13 protein-coding genes are annotated in these 17,748 nt (G+C 45.7%); 2 read left to right on the top strand and 11 right to left on the bottom strand.

Going from position 1 to position 17,748, the window contains the following annotated elements; all coding sequences use genetic code 11:
* Nucleotides 1–33: 33 nt before the first annotated feature.
* Nucleotides 34–1,311: an HD domain-containing phosphohydrolase gene (locus GKG43_RS16020; RefSeq protein ID WP_129879343.1), complete on the bottom strand. Its 1,278-nt coding sequence runs from the start codon at nucleotides 1,309–1,311 to the stop codon at nucleotides 34–36.
* A 442-nt stretch (nucleotides 1,312–1,753) separates the two neighbouring features.
* Between GKG43_RS16020 and GKG43_RS16015 the strand changes: the two genes are divergently transcribed.
* On the top strand, nucleotides 1,754–2,617 hold the full coding sequence (locus tag GKG43_RS16015) for a tyrosine-type recombinase/integrase (RefSeq protein ID WP_129879342.1): 864 nt from the start codon (nucleotides 1,754–1,756) through the stop codon (nucleotides 2,615–2,617).
* A gap of 1,190 nt (nucleotides 2,618–3,807) precedes the next feature.
* On the opposite strand, the gene mgrA is transcribed toward GKG43_RS16015, so the two are convergent.
* The 9 genes from mgrA to GKG43_RS15970 form a co-directional block, all read right to left on the bottom strand.
* Nucleotides 3,808–4,806 carry an L-glyceraldehyde 3-phosphate reductase gene (gene mgrA, locus GKG43_RS16010; RefSeq protein ID WP_050638806.1) on the bottom strand — a complete coding sequence of 333 codons (999 nt, stop codon included), beginning with the start codon at nucleotides 4,804–4,806 and terminating at the stop codon, nucleotides 3,808–3,810.
* Between the two features lie 222 nt (nucleotides 4,807–5,028).
* Complete coding sequence (locus GKG43_RS16005; protein ID WP_157355656.1) at nucleotides 5,029–6,378, bottom strand: glycoside-pentoside-hexuronide (GPH):cation symporter; 1,350 nt, start codon at nucleotides 6,376–6,378, stop codon at nucleotides 5,029–5,031.
* Nucleotides 6,332–8,128: a sensor histidine kinase gene (locus tag GKG43_RS16000; RefSeq protein ID WP_055154301.1), complete on the bottom strand. Its 1,797-nt coding sequence runs from the start codon at nucleotides 8,126–8,128 to the stop codon at nucleotides 6,332–6,334. The genes GKG43_RS16005 and GKG43_RS16000 overlap by 47 nt, the downstream gene beginning before the upstream one ends.
* A gap of 21 nt (nucleotides 8,129–8,149) precedes the next feature.
* Nucleotides 8,150–9,673, bottom strand: a complete 1,524-nt coding sequence (locus tag GKG43_RS15995) for a helix-turn-helix domain-containing protein (protein WP_055154303.1) — start codon at nucleotides 9,671–9,673, stop codon at nucleotides 8,150–8,152.
* 76 nt (nucleotides 9,674–9,749) lie between these two features.
* Entirely contained in the window at nucleotides 9,750–10,565 is an 816-nt protein-coding gene (locus GKG43_RS15990) for a carbohydrate ABC transporter permease (protein WP_050638810.1), read from the bottom strand.
* Nucleotides 10,566–11,474 (bottom strand): sugar ABC transporter permease, encoded by a 909-nt coding sequence (locus tag GKG43_RS15985; protein WP_050638811.1) that lies wholly within the window; start codon nucleotides 11,472–11,474, stop codon nucleotides 10,566–10,568.
* Nucleotides 11,475–11,580: 106 nt separating this feature from the next.
* Nucleotides 11,581–12,924 (bottom strand): ABC transporter substrate-binding protein, encoded by a 1,344-nt coding sequence (locus tag GKG43_RS15980; protein ID WP_055154305.1) that lies wholly within the window; start codon nucleotides 12,922–12,924, stop codon nucleotides 11,581–11,583.
* 188 nt (nucleotides 12,925–13,112) lie between these two features.
* Nucleotides 13,113–14,282 (bottom strand): serine hydrolase domain-containing protein, encoded by a 1,170-nt coding sequence (locus GKG43_RS15975; RefSeq protein WP_055154307.1) that lies wholly within the window; start codon nucleotides 14,280–14,282, stop codon nucleotides 13,113–13,115.
* A gap of 693 nt (nucleotides 14,283–14,975) precedes the next feature.
* Entirely contained in the window at nucleotides 14,976–16,220 is a 1,245-nt protein-coding gene (locus GKG43_RS15970; RefSeq protein WP_050638876.1) for a hypothetical protein, read from the bottom strand.
* A gap of 239 nt (nucleotides 16,221–16,459) precedes the next feature.
* Between GKG43_RS15970 and GKG43_RS15965 the strand changes: the two genes are divergently transcribed.
* Complete coding sequence (locus GKG43_RS15965) at nucleotides 16,460–17,311, top strand: AraC family transcriptional regulator (RefSeq protein ID WP_050638877.1); 852 nt, start codon at nucleotides 16,460–16,462, stop codon at nucleotides 17,309–17,311.
* Between the two features lie 27 nt (nucleotides 17,312–17,338).
* Here the strand turns inward: GKG43_RS15965 and GKG43_RS15960 are convergent, their stop codons facing one another.
* Nucleotides 17,339–17,653: a hypothetical protein gene (locus GKG43_RS15960; RefSeq protein WP_129879341.1), complete on the bottom strand. Its 315-nt coding sequence runs from the start codon at nucleotides 17,651–17,653 to the stop codon at nucleotides 17,339–17,341.
* Between the last annotated feature and the right edge of the window lie 95 nt (nucleotides 17,654–17,748).

The following is a 17,748-nucleotide window of genomic DNA, read 5'->3' as shown; positions in this document are numbered from 1 at the left end:
GGTTTTGGGGTAGGCCGATTAATCGAACATTGACTATTCTAAATAACGGGTAAGTAATCTTCTGTATTCCAATTGGATTCCATAATAGTTTTCCAGAGCGGGACTGCAGTTTTCTGCTACCTCGTCGACGATTTCGTCAAAATTTTCTTGTATGACAGATATAATTGCCGGGTTTAGCTTTCCGCTCTTTGCCATTTCCTGAATGATTGAGAGGGTTCTTTCCTTAGAAAAAGCTTCTTTATAGCTGCGTGTCCCCAGAAGTGCGCTGACTATATCTGAGACAGCGACGATCTCCTCCTCCAGCGTCATATCTTTTCCAGTGATTCCTTTTGGATAACCGCTGCCGTCTAATTTTTCATGATGCCGCAGAGCAATCCGAGTCACGTCGGCGTCAACACTTCCGCCCAGTATACGCTCTGTGATATCTACGTGCGTCTTCATGATATTCATCGCCTGCGTGCTGAGCTTTCCCGGGAATTCGAGTATCTCTACCGGAATCCCGATCTTCCCAAGATCATGAAGCATGGCGCCATATCGGATCCTCTCCGATCGTTCCTGAGTTATATCCATGTGCCTTGCAACAGAACAACTAATACTGGTAGTTGTAATGGTATGTGTTACCGTGTGCTGGCTGCGGAAATCAATTGCATAAATCAACATCCCCAGGTACTGCCCGCACTCCGTATCGGTAAGTTTCATATTCGATAAGATCCCCTTTGCTTCAATATCGCCCTTCTGAAGTTTTGCAAAAAGATTATATTCCTCGTCTGCCTTTAAAAACAAATCTGTTACATGGTCTGTAAACTGGTTGCCGCGATTTTCTGCCAGAAAAGCTGCCGCCCTGGTTCTGACCTCTTCCAGGGTGCTCCCTTGTCTGAAACTTCTGCTGAAAATCTCCATCCTGTCGGCCAGATTGATCATCTGTGCGGTCCCCCGGATTTCCGGTGTAAGGCGCAGAAGCTCCGCAGCCGGTGTATGATGGAACAACACGGCCTCGGTCCAATCTTTTAATGGAGAAAGGTAACGTAAAAAGACATATCCATATATGGAATGCTCCCAGACATCTCCTGTCTCAAATTCAACCATCCTGTCAATCTCTTCCGTCTTATACGCGCCTATGTCGTGCAATACTGAAAGAAGACAGATATCCTGCTTTTCCTGTCTGCTGTAACTGCCTTCGACCTCCATCATATATGATACGAGGAAAGCCACCCGGACTCCGTGGTCCACAAGTCTGGTGTCCACCTCATTCAAAGTACGCTGAATTAACCCAACAATATTATCGCTGTTTATTACAGTATTTACCCCCATCCCAATTCCCTGTCATCCAGTCAGTATATCTGCAAAAGGCCGGTATTATGGTTTTCCCCGGATCTCCTATACATTCTGCTGCCTTCCGATCCCTTTCTATGTAATAATACATTTATTTTGCATGCATCCTCAAAAGATGTCAAGCGGAATCAATTCATCCTATATACGTTGTTACTATTCACGGCCCAGATACCCGGCTCCATCACTTTAATGGCTCGGATGCCGTACAGCGGGGTGCACGGCCCCGTGAATAGTAACTATACATTTCCACATGGCAGCAGTTGGGGCCTGCCTGAACTGTTACCACGCATGAAAATCACATTGCAGGATAAACTACAGAGTAAGTCCAATGTGCATGAAGCATTATACCCATTGGACGTGTTTGCAGCATGGCAGCAAAATAAGATATATTTATTACTATCAAAATTTATGGAGGTATTAGATGGACAATAAAAGTGAAAAATTTACGTTTAACCCCGAAGAAGCGCTGAAGGATTTTCAGGCATATCTATACGAACGTGAGAATGCAAAGGCGACAATCTCAAAGTATGTAACCGATATTCGTACCTTTTATAAATATCTGGAAGGAAATTATGAAATTGATAAAAAATGCATTGTTTCATATAAAGAATGGCTGTATCCCAGATACAAAGCTGCGAGTATCAACTCGATGCTGGTAGCATTGAACCAGTTTTTGGAATTCTGGGGATTGGGAAGATGGAAGGCAAAAAGACTGAAAGTACAAAAGCAGCTATTCATACCCGAGGCAAAGGAAATGACGAAACAGGATTATAAAAATCTGATTGAAGCAGCAAGAAGCCGGCATAATTCCCAACTGGCCATGAGCATAGAGACCCTTGCGGCAACGGGTGCAAGAGTAAGTGAATTGGTGTTTTTCACTGTGGAAAGCATAAAAAAGGGAGCTATCACCATATCAAATAAAGGAAAGCACAGAACCATATTGATTTCAGACGGCCTGAAAAAAAAGTTGCTTTACTATGCCGCTAAAAATGGGATAACTCAGGGATGTATATTTATCACAAGAAACGGAAAGCCCAAGGACAGAAGTAATCTATGGAGGGAAATGAAGGCGCTGGGCATAATATCAAAAGTCCCGGAACAAAAAATATTCCCACACAATCTAAGGCATCTCTTTGCCCGCTCCTATTATAAACTTACAAATGATATAGCCGGACTCGCGGATCTCCTGGGCCACAGCAATCTGGATGTAACAAGGATATATACTGCAAACACAGCGGAAAATTACAGAAAACAGATTCAACGGCTTGGACTTGTAACAGGGTAATAAAAAAGACACCCTCGTGTTTTTAACAACATAATATTAGTTATGTTGTAGCTCTATGCCTTGTTATGGTATATACTTAATAAAGGGGACCCATATTAGAAACTAAAACTTGACATGACTTTTTAAAACTGTTAAATTATTAGATATAAATAATTGTTGCTATGTATGGCTGATTTACAGACTTCCTTGATTTTACAACATAACTAATATTATGTTGTTTAAAGTTTCAGGATGTCTTTTTTAACTTCTTTGCCTCAACAACATAACTAATATTAAGTTGTTAGTAGTTCATTGAGAAGTCAAAGAGAAGAGAGGATGAGATAAAATTTACAATTCTTGAATACAAACACTGCTACCCTGAATGATTAATTTCGTTCAATTCCGAAAGCAGTGTTAGCTTCATGTGCCTTCAAATATCATTCCCTATCCGAACCGGCCCAGCCAGCCGACTTCAGGGAATAGCCAAACAAACCCAGGTATATAAAAATGATGCCGCCGATAATTCATATAGATATCCCCGCAGCCTTTAATCCCTCCTAAGAATTAATGGCTGCGGGGAAAAACAGATCAAAGGGAGAATACATAAGATGAGCAAAATTAAATACCCATTGCATAAGCTAAAATACTGCAGAAAATGTATGAATGAAACATTTGGTATGAATTTACAAAGAAAAGACCTATACGTCTATTCCTACCCCATGAAATGCAGCCGCTGCGGAGAATCCAAAAATATAATCTACAAGGCCCGCTTCCCCTATAACCTCATCCTCCGTTCCAAAATAAACCACATGCCCGACCTGGAAGCAAAATTCAACGAATAAGAAACATCTCCGCCCTATAACCAAACACTTCCCCAGCCCCCATACGCTGCCCCCTCGGCGCCCTTCCCAAGTGAGCCGCCATACCGGCCTGATGCGCCAGCCGGGTCGGAGCCGGATATGTGGCGTGGCCGGGCATAAAATAAGTGTTACGGCCCCTTAAGGAAATGCAGCCTGTTTGGATGGATGAAATTTTTTCACAAAAAAAATTTCAAAGGGAGCTGAGCTGCGCTGTCATCAAGACAGCGCAGTGAATCTCCCTGGTTCCATCCAAACAGGCTGCATTTCCTTTAGGGGCCGTTCACGAATGAGCAGCCCGGCCACGCCACATATCCGGCTCCGACCCGGCGTCCCCCCAGCCACCACATCGCCTCACTTACTAAGCGCATCTATAGCCCGCAATTCCTCGTCTGAAAATGTTCTGTTATGTATGATCTCTATATTCTCCGTAATCTGCTCCGGCCTGGAAGCTCCAATCAATACGCTTGTGATATCGTTATCTTTTAGTATCCAGGACAAAGCCATCTGAGCCAGGGTCTGTCCTCTTTTAGCAGCAAGCTCATTCAACCCCTTTATCTGTTCAATCCTTGTCTCTGTCAGGCTGTCTTTCTTTAAAAAACGTGGGTCCTTAGCGATCCGGCTGTCCTTTGGAATGCCATGCAGATACTTATCGGTCAAAAGTCCCTGTGCCAGCGGGCTAAAACAGATGATTCCCAGACCCGCTGCGGAGGCAGCTTCTTTTACGCCATCCTCCTCGATTGTACGGTCAAAGATGGAATATCTGCGCTGGTTAATAATCAGCGGACACTTCAGATCCTTCATAATTTCCATTGCCTGAACCGTGTGTTCTCTGTCATAATTAGAGATTCCTGCGTACAATGCTTTTCCACTGTGGACCGCCTGCGCAAGCGCCATCATGCTTTCTTCCACAGGGGTATCGGGATCCATGCGGTGATGGTAGAAGATATCCACATATTCCAGATCCATACGCTTCAGGCTCTGGTCCAAACTCGCCAGCAGGTGTTTTTTGCTTCCAAAATTTCCGTAAGGCCCTTCCCACATATCGTAACCGGCCTTTGTACTGATCACCAATTCATCTCTGTACACCCCAAGGTCTTTTACCAGTATCCGGCCAAAATTTTCTTCCGCGCTGCCCGGTACGGGACCATAATTATTAGCAAGGTCAAAATGTGTGATCCCATGGTCAAACGCTGTCCGGCATAAAGCCCTCATATTCTCAAAATCACAATTGCTTCCAAAATTATGCCATAACCCAAGCGACACGGCCGGAAGCTGAAGCCCGCTTTTCCCGCTGTGCAAGTAATGCATTTCCCCGTATCGATTTTCAGACGCTTTGTAGTCTACTGCCATCATATACCTCCTGATCGTTATTAATATGCGGCTGTCTGCAGTTTAAAATAAATCTGCCTAAAGACATCTCTTCACTCATACCTGTCACACGGGTATGCCGCCAGCCCATCATATATCTGTTTATTATAGCTGCGAGCACTTAGTGGCCGTATTTTGGCCCCTTACGTGCGATGCATAAAATATAGTTGGCAAGGTCTTTTCGAGCCTTACTTTTTTATTGTATCATAATTCCTGCTGCCTGTTCAAATCACTTTCTATCTCCGGATATTGTTCATCCAGTGTATAAAACGAAATCAAAATGATAACTGCTGCCGACAGCAGAAAGGGAAGTCCGGCAAAATTCATGCGAATTGCAAACAGCGTCTCTGCGCCCCCGGCATTTCCCGCCTGATAGCCGCCCAGTTTTAGAACAAAAGCACAGATGTAGCCGGAACAGGCAATCCCAAGCTTCTGTACCAGAGCTATCATAGAGGTAAGAAAGCCCTGAGGCCTCACCCCCGTCTTCCATTGGGAATAGTCTATTACCTGCGAAAGCATAACAAAAACCATTCCGGTGGCCATGGCCCAGCCAATGCTGGCTGTTATATGAAATAAAATTGCTGCCGCTACATTTTTTCCTGCTGCCCAAGTTCCCGCCATGGACATACACCATAATATATTTCCGCTTCTCACGCAGAACCGCATTCCCCTTCTCCTTGCGATGGCAGGCAGTATAAAAGCAACTGCAACCGAGGCCAGGGGCATAATCGATAGAAAAAGGGAACTTAACGCTTCCTGCCCCAGATAATATTTTGTATAATACAGGGTTCCCTGATTTCTCACCATCATATAGGTAAGGCTCAGAAACTGTACGCCGCAGAGTACCAGCCAGTGCCTGTTATCCTTTGCAGCCTTCAGGGACCGGAGGATTCCGCTCTTTTCCTGCCCTTTCCCCGGCTTTACCCGCTCCACTACATGCGCGGCGCACACAAGGGAGCTGCACAGGAAGATGATGCCGAACAGGACTGCCGCCAGCATAAAGCCCTGTCGTTTGCTGTTCCCCAGTTCGTTCACAAGCCACAGCGTACAGGCAGTTACGAAGATACCGCCGCAGTTGGCCCCAACATTTTTAAAAAGATTGAACACGATCCGATCTTCCTGTCTTCCGCTCAGCACGGTCAGCATCGTAGAGTAAGGAACATTGATAAATGCGTACAGCAGGCTGAACAGGACATAAATCATTGCCGCATAGAAAACTTTTCCCTGTTCGGAAAAAGAAGCCGGCGAATAAAATAATGCACACATCAGCAGGCATACCGGCAGTATCCCTGCCGCAATAAAGGGCCTGCACTTTCCATAGCGGGTATCCGTACGGTCTACGATAAATCCCATAACAGGACTGAATACTGCATCTACCGTTCTTCCGGCCAGCAAAATCATGCCGATGGCTCCCAGATCCAGCTTTGCTGCGTCTGTATAAAAAAACATCAGATATGTTGATACAAATGTAAAAATACCATTTCCCGAAAAATCGCCCAGCCCGAAACTAATCTTTTCCAACTTCGACGGGCTGCTCATTTTCTGCTCGCTCAAGTCTGTCTTCATCGGTTTTTTGGTATCTGCGGTACGGTATTGTCACCGTTACCCTGGTACCCACTCCTTCCTCACTGACAATCTGAAGACCGTATCCGTCCCCATATATTTCTGCAATTCGTCTGCTGACGTTGGCCACGCCTATCGTCCGCATCTTTCCTTTAATTTCTTCATCCGAAGCCAGTAGCTCCTCTACCTTATCCCGGCTCATCCCTATCCCGTCATCCACCACGCGGATAACCAGGCATTCCTCTTCTCTGCGCGCCTGGATACAAAGCCTTCCGGGCTTAATCTTACCTGCCAGCCCGTGAAAAATCGCATTTTCTACAATTGGCTGTATCAGGACATTGGGCACCTCACAGTCCAGCACATCCTCATCAATCTGATAGTCAGTCTGAAAACGGTCCGGATACCGGTATTCCTGAATCGTCAGGTAATTCCTGATGTTCTTCACTTCCTGTCTCATGCTGATGTATATGCTGTCTTTTTCCACCCGCAGTGTATCCTGAAGCAGAGATATAAACGCATTCGCAAATTTTACGATATCGTTGTCCCCCTTCATCTGTGCCATATACACGATGGAGTTTAGTGTATTGTAGATAAAATGGGGATTAATCTGCAGCATAAGCCTGTTAATTTCCATTTCCCGGATATTTTTCTCATGCTCTACAGATTCTTCCAGCAGATTCTGCAGATCCTGCACCATACTGTTAAAAGAATCTCCCAGGATCTCAAGTTCATCATTTGTATGGATATCCACTTCTACGTCAAAGTCACCGGTACGCACTTTCTCGGCGGCCGCATGCAGCTGTCCCACAGGCCTGGTAATCCGGTTGATAAAGTAATAGATCAGAACAACCAGCAGGGTAATGGCAGCCGCGAATGTCATCAGAAAAAGCTTCTGCATCGTGGAAAGCTTATTCCCGATCTGATCACTGTACACCTCGGAAACCATAATCCAGCCGTCCGAGAAACTTCGGTTGCAGAGTATTACATTGCCGTTGTCCAGCCGGTATTTACCGTTTTCATTTTCAGCGATTGCTTCATAGGGAAGCGTCAGCTTCCCACTGCCTAAGATTTTATTTCCCCATCTGTCATAAAGGGCATACCCTTTCAGCAGATTGTCATCCAGTTCCGCCTTGGCGATCAATTCTTTAAAATCCACATGAATGATCAGATCCCCCATGATATCCCGTCCGTTCTGGATATCCTTAAACGTCATTACATAACTGATCACATCGCTCTGCCACCCGGCCTGTGAAGAAAGATAGGAGTGCAGCGTGGTAAACCCCGACTGCACATTATGCGCCTTAAATTCCTGGTACCATGCCTCCTCTTCCGGCTGAAACGCGCTCTCGTACTGGTTGCTGGAAAAAGTCTTGCCGTCCGGAGTAATGACGATAACACTGCTCAAATATGGCTGCATATTTGTATAGGAAGAAATAAGCCGCCTTACTTTGTCATGGCTGACCAAAGCCGCAAAGCTGTCCTTTGTGCGGCTCTCTTTGATGAGATTCTGGAGTTCGGATAAAATGACGATCTGTTTAGCCACACCCTCCACAGACTCCTGCACATACTCCAGCTGATGGCTGGTCTGCTCCAGTTTCTGCTGCTCATCCAAAATAATCTGTTCTTCCATTGTCCCGAACACATTGTGGTATATTACAAAGCTGCTGATCCCATAGGTAACTGACATAATCAGCAGCACGGACACGATCAGCTTAAATTTTAATGTATACCGCAGTCTCATATGGCTGTCCCCCCTCTCTGATCATCGCAGCCGGCGCGCATATTCGCTGGGGCTGATGCCCTCATATTTCTTGAATACATAGCTGAAGTACTGGCTGGACGTGAATCCGGCCTTCTCATAAACACTGGTAATCCGCTCGCCGTTTTTAATCAGCTCTTTGGCACGATTGATACGGTATTCGGTCAGATAATCCACAACCGTTGTTCCGATCTCCTGCTTGAAACATTTTCTTGTATGCCCCTCTGAAAGCTGAACCGCCTCGGCAATATCCTGCAAGGAGATGTTTTCTGCATAATGCTGCTGTATGTATTCCAGAATTAACAATACGTTTCTGGAGTAGTGTTTCTCATCCTGCTCACGCAGGTGGTGAAATATCCCGGATACCATTTTCTGCATATACTCCCTGGCCTCACCGGCGGAGTAAAATTCATTTTGTACCGGAATGGCATTGATATCCACCTTTTTACGCATGGCATATCTCTTTATCACACCGTGCAGTTCCTGCAGCATTCTGGTAAATTCCTGTATGGTGTAGGCCGCAGCCTCCTCAAATAAGCGATCAATCAGGGCCTTTGCCTCAGTTTCCTTCTCCGCATCCAAAATACCAACGAGGTCTGACATATAAACTTCCGTCTGCCGGTCCGCACGAAGTACGTTTTCCACATCGTTCTGATGATAGATCCTGTCTCTTCCCATACAGAGCATATGCTGGGAAAGCCTGAAAATGCGCCTGTACGCCTGCGGAAGATCTGTAAAATTCCGAAAGACATCTGAAATAATGGCAGATACCGGGATGCCTGCCTTCTTATATAACTGCAGCATTTTCCCTGCTGACTGCTCCAACAGCACCGTACTGTCGGACACGACTTCATGAATAAAGAAAACCGCGGCCCACATTTCCTCCGACAGCCTGACCGCCCCCCGGCAGGTAATGCCCTCAGGGTATTCCAGTTCTTCCAGCTGCATGCTTTCAAAGTTTACATGCTCCTCATACACAGCCTGCATACAGACAGGATGGATCCGCTTTACCGCTGTCAGGGCAAATCTGTTCAGCGTGCTGCCCTTATAAATATTTTCCATGCCTTCAGTCCGGCTGCTTTCGCTTTCCAGGAACTGCTTCAGATTATATTCCTGATAGGTATGGAGCCGCTTTCTTTCCAGTCTGACTTGTTCCATAATACTGCGGATCTCTTTGCCTAAACTTTCGGGAGTCAGTTCATTTTTCAACAGATAATTGCTCACCCCAAGCTCCATTCCTCTCTTCACATAATCAAATTCCCGGTAGGAAGTGAGCAGCACGATGATCTGATTTTTATTCTGCTGCAGAATCCGCTCTGCCAGAACCAGCCCATTCATAACCGGCATGCTGATATCTACAAATACAATATCCGGCTGTACCTTCGGGATTTCCTCCAGTGCAGTCGGACCATGGAGAGCCTCTCCCACCACTTTGCAGGCAGGAGAAAGCCCCTCTATCAATCTCTTAAAATACTCTATCGCCATCTTTTCGTCATCGACGATATAAAGCTTTACATAATTATCCATAAGAATTACCTCATTCCCTGTAATTCCTCTATTGTACCTTATTTTACAGCCTGCTGCAAACCCGGGAAATACTCCCTTAGCCTTTAACGGCGCCCGCGGTGAGGCCTTTGATAAAGCTCTTGGAACCGCAGATGAACATGATAAGCAGCGGAATTGTTGCAAGGAGCAGGCCGGAAAGCTGCGCGCCGTAATCCGTACGGTAGGCATTGGCCAGGCTCTTGATAAAGATCGGTATCGTGTTAAGGCTTTCGTTGTTAACAAATACAAGCGGTACCAGGTAGCTGTTCCAGGACCAGAGGAAAATTAAAAGGCACAGTGTAAGTACACCCGGTCTGATACAGGGGAACACCATTCCAAAGAAGATCTTCAGTTCTCCCGCTCCGTCAATTCTGGCGCTTTCAACGATCTCCATCGGCATGGAACCATTGATAAACTGTATCATCCAGAACGCACCAAATCCATTGGCAAACCACAAAAGGATCATGGGCCATAATGTCCCGGTCAGGTGCAGTGTCCGCATCTCAATCATATATCCGATGATACCGATCTGTGTCGGCACCATCATGGTCAGCATAATAAAATTCATCAAAGCTTTTTTAAACTTAAAATCATAGACAAGCATGGCATACCCAACCATAGCACTTACCAGCACACAGACTGCCATGGAGACTACGGAGATAAAAAGGCTGTTTCCATAGGACTGCAGGAAGTTGGACTGAAACACGGTCGCAATATTCTTCCCAAAATAATCAGATGGCAGAAACGGCATGCTTTGGAATATCTGTTCCGTTTTGTACGTTGACATTGTGATCATCATGTAAAAAGGAAACAGTGAAATAAATGATATAACGGCTAAAATAACATAAGATAATGAACTTGATAACTTTTTCATTTATTTCGCCTCCTTTTTATTCATCAGCTTCATGCCAACCAGTGATGTGATTACGATAATAATAAAGAGTGTTGTCGCAACAGCAGAACCGTATCCCAGTCTTGCAGTGGATCCAAATGCCACGTCATAAAAGTTCCACACCATCGTCAGGCAGGATCTGTCCGGTCCACCGATGACACTCGTTGTAGAGACGTTGAACATCAGGTTTGGCTCGTCAAACAGCTGAAGTGCATAAATCAGGCTGGTGATCACAATGAATATTGTGATTGGTTTTAAAAGCGGCAGCGTAATCTTAAAAAATGTTTTTACCGGACCTGCGCCGTCTACCTTTGCCGCCTCGTATATATCCTCTGAGATAGAAGTAATTCCCGCCAGATAGAGTGCCATATAATATCCGGTCGTTTTCCAGATAATCATAAATCCGATAACCAGCGGGGCGAATTTGGCATTGCCGAGCCAGTTGATCCCCTCCCCTCCGAAAAATGAGAGAATCTTGTTTATAATTCCTGTATTCCAGTCAAAAAGAAACGTGAAGATCAGGCCGATTGCAACCGGTGTGGTGATGTAAGGCAGAAAATTAATTGTCTGAAATACATTACGGAATTTTTTCAGGTTACTCAAGAATGCTGCCAGCACCAGGCCCAGGAAGATGGACAGCGGGAATCCCAGCACCATGATATACAGCGTATTCCCCAGTGATTTCCAGACCGTCTTGTCCTGGGTAAAGATGCGCACATAATTGTCCAGTCCGATAAACACTTTGTCGCCAATTCCGCTCCAGTCATGGAAACTTAAAAATACAGAGTACAGAATAGGGAACAAGTTAAATGCCAGAAAGAAGATGATGAATGGCGCCACAAAAAATAACGGCCATAAGATTGTATATTTTTTATTGCCTTTACTGTTCATAGATATTTCTCCTTACATTTTGCCGACATGTCTCCTGCCGGCGGGCTTAAAAAACGGAAGGGTGTCCGTTTCGGGAAAGCACTCTTCCGTTTCACTTCCATTTTGCTTATTTTACCTTAACGTCACTGTCCGTAATACGGTTTGCACATTCCTCAAGGCCCTTATCAATCAGTGCCTTGGTATCCAGACTTGAATCCGACATCACCGCGTTTGCCAGCAGGTCACGGATATCGATGACTGTCTGGTCGTAGATTGAAGGAGTCGGGATGACGATGCTCTGTGCGATTTCTCCATATAAGAAACCACCTACATCCTGTCCTGCAAAGAACGGATCTGCTCCTGACGCATAGGAAGCGTCTTCATAGAATTCTTTTGTTGGTACATAGTAGTCTGTTGCTTCTTTTGCAGTGTCAACACCGCCCTGCTCCAGGAATGCCCATTTTAAGAATCTCCATGCAGCATCTTTCTGTGCATCTGTGCTTGTGTTTGTAATACCTACGGAACATCCGCCGCAGCTGTAACCGCCTGTAGCAGGCATCATCAGGCCCCAGTTACCTTCGCCGTCAGGGTCATTGGCCTTGATGTAGTAAGAGATAGCCCAGTTCGGACAAGGATAGAACAGGTGCTTGTCATCTGCATATGTAGCGTTTGCCTGTGGAGTACCATTTTCAAATGTATCCACAACCTTGTTGTCTCTCATCTTAACAAGCGTGTCCATAACCGGAGTCATCTTTTCTGTAAAGTTTACGGTATCCCCTGTCTGAAGCTCTGTGCTGTCTGCAAAGTACAGCCACTCAGCAACAGCGCCGCTGGAATGGAACAGGTAAGCATCTCCGCCTGATTTTTCATTAACTTCTTTGCCTTTTGTAATGTAGTCGTCTGTTGACTGGAACAGTGCTGCCAGCTCTTCCGGATCATCTGTTCCAAAATATTCTTTCGCAAGATCTCTCTTGTATGCAATTGCTGACGGAGATACTGACTGCTCAATACCGATCAGCTGTCCGTCGTCTGTCATTGCTCTGTCTTTGATAAAGTCAAAGAAGATATTCGGATCCACATTGTATGGGTCTGAGGTCAGATCCTCGAACACACCCAGTTCTTTGTAGTTTGCAATCAATGTACAGCTCTGCTGAACCATGGTCGGAAGCTCTGATCCTGAAGCAATTGCCTGCTGGATCTTTGTAAAATAATCGCTGTATGCAACATTGGTAGCCTCAATCTTAATATCCGGGTTCTCTTCCATGAACTTTTCGAACATCGGCTCATACCAGTTCGTGTCCCATCCCCAATATGTAATAGTAGTTACATCACCGTCTGCTTCCTGCTTCGTGTCTTTGCTGCCGGAGTCACTCTTTGCAGTATCTTCGGAATCACTCTTTCCGCACCCTGCCAGCATTCCAAGTGCCAGAACAGCTGTCATAGCCATCGCAGTTACTCTTTTCAGTTTCATAAATTTTCCTCCTTGCCCTCATTTAATATGGGATTTCTTTTGTTAAATAAAGATTAACACGTCCGTAAATATTTGTTCATTGCAAATTTCTTTCATTTTGTTAGAAATCCGAACATGTGGTATTTTTTCTGTAAAGGGGTCTGACCCCTTTGCAAAAAGGCCGCTCCTTTTGAATCCGTCGGATTTTCTCACCTGCACAGAATCTCCCGGATCGCTCTGTTTAAAGGCCAGTTGGAATAAGCGCTGACCTGCACCATAAACAAGAATACTGTCTGCTTCTTTCCATCCACGGCCATATACGCGCCTGCCCAGCCGTCCCAGCCGAATTCCCCCTGTTTTCCTCCAATGGGAGAAGCATTTTCATCCAGCAGCACCCGCATTAGATTGCCGTACCCGTATCCCTTCATATGTTCAAAATAAATGGATTCTGTCTGCGTTTCCCCCAGTTGATTCTGCATAAACTGTTCCACGGTTTCCGCTTTCAGGATCCGAACCCCGTCCAAAATCCCCTGATTTGCCAGCATCATACAAAACCGCGCACTGTCATCCGCCGTGGATAACAGCCCCGCCCCTGCAGATTCAAAAGCCGGCTGCTCCAGGCACTTTGTAAGTCCCAGGGTCCGTTCCTCTTCCACCGCCAGCTTCACGCCATTCTCCGTCTCTTCCTGCCGGTACAGCTGGGCAAGCCTGCCCCACTTTTCCCGCGGCACATAGAATCCGGTATCCGCCATACCCAGAGGCTCAAAAATCTCTTTTTTATAGAACGCTCCCAATGTCATCCCCGACACTACTTCTATGACAGCCCCCAGTACATCCGCACAAAGCCCGTACCGCCAAGCACTTCCCGGCACATTGGCCAAAGGTTTTTCCGCGATCTTTTTCACAACCTCCCTCGTACTATACCCCGCACCATCTCTGATATGCGCATGAATATCCTCAAACAGTCCCGTCATTTCCTGTCCGGCCGCATCCTCATCCGGATATACAATCCCAGCAGTCATATTCAAAAGCTGCCTCACCGTAATGGTATACGGAGTCTCATCCCCCAGAACATACATCCGTTCATATTCCGGCAAATACCTGCAGACCGGAGCATCCAGGTCCAGCAGCCCTCTCTCCGCCAGAATCATCACAGCCACAGCAGCCACAGGCTTGCTCATGGAATATAGCCGGAAAATCGTATCCCGCCTCACAGGCCGGGCCTCTTCCCTGTCAGCCATACCATAAGTATCCACAAAAACTTCCCTCCCCTTCTCATAATAACCAATCAGAGCCCCCGCAAAATGCTCCTTCTTTATCTCCTCTTCCATCAGGCTGCGAAGCCTGTACCCGATTTCTTTTTCTTCTTTACAATCCATAAAAAACGCCTCCTTTTCCCCTAAACCTGTTGCGACAATGAATTTCCAAACACGCTTTAGCATAACGCCTTACCGCATTGCCGTAAAGTAAAAAATCCGCGCATAAAGTATAAAATACGGAAATAGTGAACGAACTTTGGGAATGAATGGATGGGGGCGCGAAGTAAAAGGTGAGGCGGGGAAGCTCCGGGGAGGGGGATGCCATTTCCAGATCCTGTCCGTTTGCTAAGAACCCGTAAGAGAAAAAACAGAAAACAGGGAGGGTGCTTGCCGCAGTTGGCCCGAATGCCGATGCATTCGCGCCGCCGGCGGCAACAGAATTTGTTTTGGAAAACAAATTCTGCCCTCCCTGTTTTCTGTTTTTTCTCTAACGGGTTCTAAAGCGCACTCTATGGACTTAGAAATGGCATCTCCCTCCCCGGAGCTTCCCCGCCTCACCTTTTACTTCGCTGGGCGCATCAAGTCGGTTGTGTTGATTCGCTTCCCGGAGGGATACCTAATACGGGGGCAGCGGATTTGGACTGGCTGCAGGTGACTGTATCCTATACTCCACATCCCATACGCCGCCGGTGCCTTCCAATCCGGTGTGGTTTTTATCTAGTGGCAGTAGGCAAACGGACCGCAGCGAAAAAGGGGCATGGAAGTTTCCCGCTGCGGCAGGAGACACGGCCCGCACAGGCGTCCTCCCCTCCTCTAAATCCCCGCCTCCGCTTTAATAATATCAACGTATCGTTTTGCTTTTTGGGGATCGTTATTTATTGTATATACGTCTCTTTGTGTGATTTCCAGTTTACATCCTTCGGATGCTTTCATCGTTTTCCGGATGCTTTCTCTTACTGCTTCCTCGTCCAGCACAGTTCCCACTCCAAGGTAGTTCGGGGACGGCTTCCTGTGGAAAATAGTTTTACTGCCTTTAAGCCGTTCTCCCATGTATTCTTCGTTACACCATGGTGAAATAGACACTTTTCTAAGATTCTCCAGTTTTGAGATGCAGTTTTCCCAGATCGGATCCACCGGTTCACAGCAACCATAGGACAGAAGGCCGTATTGTTCGGATATTTTCTTATAACAGGGGAAGATAAACTCTTCAAACATCTCCGGTGACAGACCTACTGTCTCCTGGGAATCCATGAATCCCCAGACATCCCGCGTTGTAAGCGGACGTATTTTTGCTTCTTCTTCCCCCGGCAGTTCACGGTTGTAGCACCAACTGCCCTGCCCCAGACTCTCGCCTCCGGTTGTCGGCAGAATCAGGCGCTTTTCTTCCAGCATCCGGTAGTAGGCAAGCGTATCGTCTGCAATACGGTTCATCATTTCTTTGAAAAGTTCCGGATAGTCATAGATATTGAACATCATATTTTCCATCTTCATAAAATGAACTATCATCTGTGTTGGCACGCTGTAGAGGCAGTCCATCTGCAACCTAACCGGCAGGATATCTCCAAACACTTCCTCCAGCGCCTGTTTTTTCAACATGGTCGACTCCATATCTACCCCGTAGTCTGTTTCCTGCAGTTTCTCGTAGTCATCTTCCAGATCTTCCACAACCGAAATGAATTCATGTCCGACAGAACCCACACTGTTGTGTTTTTTTATTGGAATATTGAATAAAGTAAAATGGGTATCGTATGGCATCGGATAATAATCCGGGGTTACACGATCGTCGTCAAACAGTTCCTGGTTCAAAAAATTGCAGTACAGTTTTGTCTCTACGTCTCTGGCAAATTCGCCCTTGCACTGCAGGCGCTGGGGAATGATTTCCTGCGCAAACGTCCACATCTCCAGATGAATCATAGGGCGTTTCCCCTGCAGTGAATTGTGATCCGTCCACTCCCTGATTCTATTTTTATTTTTTTCAGTCTGAGAGTATTCATACTGCTTTTTAGCCAGTTCTCTCAGAATTATTCGGTCGTTCTTATCAATCGCATATCTTTGCATACTACCTCTCCTTTTTTGTCCCGCCTGCCGGTATCCCGTACTGCGTAATGTTTTTACGGTTTTCTTTACCGTTTCATCTTACCCTGTTCCCTCGTTTCTGGCATTAGATTTCTTTGCCCATTTATATCAAAAAATTGCTCTGCATAATCTTGACAAGTTTTTACTCAGATCCTATAATTAGCAAAACAAATCCGCTATTGTTACATTGAGATTTAGCAGAATCCAGAAAGGCAGAGCATATGAGCCATTCATTTAATGAAGGGGTTTCCCCTAATTCCACAATTTATTTTCACACGACCATGAATTGTATTCCTGATTTTTTATATTACCCCCTATGTATCGGACATTTTTACTGCAGCGCCGGATATAAAGTTGACAGAACAAGTTATGACAGTTTTCTGCTTCTGTATACAAAGAGGGGGAAAGGTACCATTAACGCAGGCGGAATTACCAGAGAGCTGCATCCGGGCGAAGTATGTCTTCTGGACTGTTACTGCCCCCATCTATACCAGACATCCGAAGTGTGGGAACTGGAGTGGATTCATTTTGACGGCGGAAACAGCCGCGCTTTTTTTGACTATTTAAGAAACGATATGCCATTCTTCTATACACTTCTGGATAGTCCGGCCCAATTAGAAGCCATATGGAACCGTTTATATGAAACGCTTTTAAAAAAGAACAACATCAATGAGCTGCTGATCTCCCAGGACATCTCCCAGATACTCACTCTTCTCGGACTTTCAAAGGAACGCAGGGAAAAGCAGAAAACTGCATCTGATTTTATGGATATTTCATTGAAATACATTCACCGCCACCTGGACGAAGACATCTCGCTGAATGCACTTGCTGCCCGTGTTTCTCTGAGCCCATTCTATTTCACAAGGAAGTTTAAAGAAGAAACAGGATATACCCCTTACAGATATATCCTGATATCACGCATTAACCTTGCAAAATTTTACTTAAAAAGCAGCCGGGATACGGTAAAAAATATAGGATTCAGCTGCGGCTTTCACAGCGAACACAGCTTCTGTACTACCTTTAAAAAAGAGGTTGGCGTAACGCCGACTGAATACCGATACCGTTCAGAATAACTTAATCTTTGCCTTTTTCCCGTGGACTTACGGCAGAGAGCTTTCCGCCATAATACGGGACCAGTTCTCTGCAATTTCCATAATTCCTTCCACTGAAGGATGTACCAGATCCTCTGATATAAACTCTTCTCTGTTTAATAGTTCCAATCCGTCCGTAAAGATCAGCTTATTAGACGCATATTCCCTCACTATTTCCCTGTAAACTTTTATAAGTTTATTGTCAATATAATTGTTTCCAAAGATATTTGTACAGTATATTCTTCTTGAATCCGAAGCCAATACTTCGATGAATTTTTTTACTCTATCCTCAAAAAAATGTGTGGAAAACCTGCCGTCTGTCATGTTAATCCCCAGTTCTACTGATTATTCCGGGCCTCCGGCCCACCCAGGCCGCAGTTTAGCGCAGTTAGACCGCGCATCAGCCCATTTGATACAAT

It is taken from the genome of Eubacterium sp. BIOML-A2 (assembly GCF_009680135.1).
GTDB lineage: Bacteria > Bacillota > Clostridia > Lachnospirales > Lachnospiraceae > Faecalicatena > Faecalicatena contortus_B.
Note: the sequence above shows the minus strand (reverse complement) of the source record. Positions and strands in the feature narration are given on the sequence as shown.